Origin of the sequence: Mycobacterium sp. (genome assembly GCF_049281135.1) — a bacterium.
In the GTDB taxonomy this organism is placed as follows: Bacteria; Actinomycetota; Actinomycetes; order Mycobacteriales; family Mycobacteriaceae; genus Mycobacterium.
This window is the reverse complement of sequence record NZ_JBAPRN010000159.1, coordinates 1-2,250: the sequence shown is the minus strand read 5'-3', so window position 1 is coordinate 2,250 and position 2,250 is coordinate 1. Positions and strand designations below refer to the sequence as shown.

General features: G+C 62.8%; 2 protein-coding genes and 1 pseudogene. All 3 read right to left on the bottom strand.

Annotation, left to right across the window (positions count from 1 at the left end; genetic code table 11):
• Positions 1 to 904, bottom strand: a pseudogene (locus WAN02_RS06535) (2-oxoacid ferredoxin oxidoreductase); the annotation flags it as partial.
• Positions 905 to 1,017: 113 nt separating this feature from the next.
• Positions 1,018 to 1,671, bottom strand: a complete 654-nt coding sequence (locus tag WAN02_RS06530; protein ID WP_422263352.1) for a hypothetical protein — start codon at positions 1,669 to 1,671, stop codon at positions 1,018 to 1,020.
• Complete coding sequence (locus tag WAN02_RS06525; RefSeq protein WP_422263351.1) at positions 1,668 to 2,120, bottom strand: holo-ACP synthase; 453 nt, start codon at positions 2,118 to 2,120, stop codon at positions 1,668 to 1,670. Before WAN02_RS06525 ends, WAN02_RS06530 begins: the two co-directional genes overlap by 4 nt.
• Positions 2,121 to 2,250 lie beyond the last annotated feature (130 nt).

Genomic DNA, 2,250 nt, shown 5'->3' with positions numbered 1-2,250 from the left:
CGATGATCTTCTGCAGGCCTGAGGCGAAGTCATTCATCGTTTGCGGCTCGATGGGGTCGATCATCCCCAGCTGAAGCAGGCGAATTCCGTTTTGCCCCAGCTCTATATCGTCGAGACCCATTCGCCGCAAAGCTTCACGGACGTGGAGGAACGTGGGTCCGGCGGCGATGATCCCGATGTCGTCGAGGGCACCGTGGGCGGTGACGAGGTCGAGTTTGTTTCGCGCGGCGTAGTCGAGTGCGGCCTGACGACGTTCGCCGTCGCGACTGCGTTCCAGAGCTCCGAGCCCCGGTTGCATCATCTTTGCCGTCACTGCGTGGTCCACTGCGCGCACAGGTCCCACGGGGATTACGCGGCCGGGGGCGACATCGACTGTCATAGAGCCGTTGGCAACGTCGGTCGATATCTTGAGCGCCACCCATAGGCCGCTGGCTCGTGACATGGCCGCGGCATGTAGGCCGAGGTCCAGGATCTGTTGAGGGTCCGCGGGGTACAGCGTGGGAATGCCCAAATCAGCGAGCAACCGTTCCGATGCGCCGGGCACCGTCGATGATTTCGCTGACGCGTCGTCACCAACGAAGACGAGGGCTCCGCCGTTGGCGGGCACGCCCATCAGAACGTTGTGCCGGAACGCATCCGATGCCCGATCCAATCCCGGCGATTTGCCGTACCAGAACCCGATGACGCCGTCGACCGTGCATTCCTGCGACGCCGACGCGAGCTGGCTCCCCTGAACGGCCGTCGCCGCAAGCTCTTCGTTGACGCCCGGCTGGAAGATGATGCCGTAATCGTCCAGCAGGGCGTGGTGGCGGTTGAGCTCCATGTCGTATCCGCCAAGGGGCGAACCTTCGTAGCCCGATATGAACCCGGCGGTGTTGCGGCCTGCCCGCCGCTCGGCTCGCATGATCTCCACCGGTAGGCGTGCCAGAGCTTCTAGGCCTGTTAGCCGAACGAAGTCCGCCTGCCTAGGCGGCTTCACTTCGGCGTTGGTCGGTGTCGACAACGTGTCCTCTCTGTTCAACGATCAACCAGTGTTCGTTTCGCCGGCTTCGTCGAAACCGGCAACAATTCGAAGTGCTGGCGAAGAAACGCCGCAAGGCGCAGCGGGATGGCAATGAGACTCAGCAGTGCGAAGGGCACATATTCGACGAACAAGAGCCAATGCGATACGTCCAGATAGTATGCGGCCCCTACAAAATCCCGGCCGAAGGCGATCAGAATGTAAGTCGTGGCCAGGAAGAGCAGTGGCCGCCACAGACGTCCCAGGTGGCGCGTTCCGATTCCGAAGGACAGCAGCACCAGCAGATAGGTGCAGGACAGTGCGGCCAGGAAGAACAACAAGATGCCGCCCTGCAGGGGAATCTGGCCGATGACGACGCCCAGCCAGACGACCAATCCGATATGGACCTGCAGCGCGGTCGCGAAGGCCAGGCCCAAGGGTCGCGCCCGGCGCGCCAGACCGGCAAAGGCTGGGCCGAACAGGATGGCTATCGCGCCGCCGGTATAGGAAAGCCAGAAAAAAAGGAACGACCAGCGTGCCGTGTAGCGCACCGCCTGCCCGATGCCCTCGGGACCGGTGCCGTAACCGGCCAGAACGGCCCCGGCAAGCGCGAGCGCGCCAAGCAACGCGCCGATCATCCAAACCCAGGCCGGATCATGTCTGCGGGTCATCGCGCGTCCGCCCCGGCGTCGCCGCCGTTGGAGGTGGATGTTGGATGGTCAACGGCCGGACCACAAACCACGAAAACGACCGCCATTGCGTGACATTCGGCGTGCGAAAGCGATAAAGACGAGCTGACCCAGCCTTGGCGTTGTGCCGACTCGGCGAGCGTTCCACTCAGACGAAGCAGCGGCACTGGACCGTCCCGTGTCACCTCGATCTCGCGCCAGGGAAACGACATGTCCGGCTCTGCGAACGCCTTGATCACTGCTTCCTTGGCTGCGAACCGGGCCGCCAGTCTGTGCACCCGGTTGCGGCCCTGGCAGTCGTCGATTTCGCTCGTCGTAAAGACCTTGCGGAGGTACCGGTCTCCAAACGCCGCCAGCGAGTTCTGGACATCCTCGACGTCTGCGACATCGCATCCGACGCGGACGCGGTGTCCGTCCACCTCGCTCGGCATGGTGATCATGCGACCGCTTTGAGGAGGCTTTCGATGACCTGGGCGATGTTGTGGACGGATTCGAAGGTGGATTTTTTGAGGACTTCATCGGGGAATTCGATGTCGAATTCTTCCTCGAGCGCGAGCATGA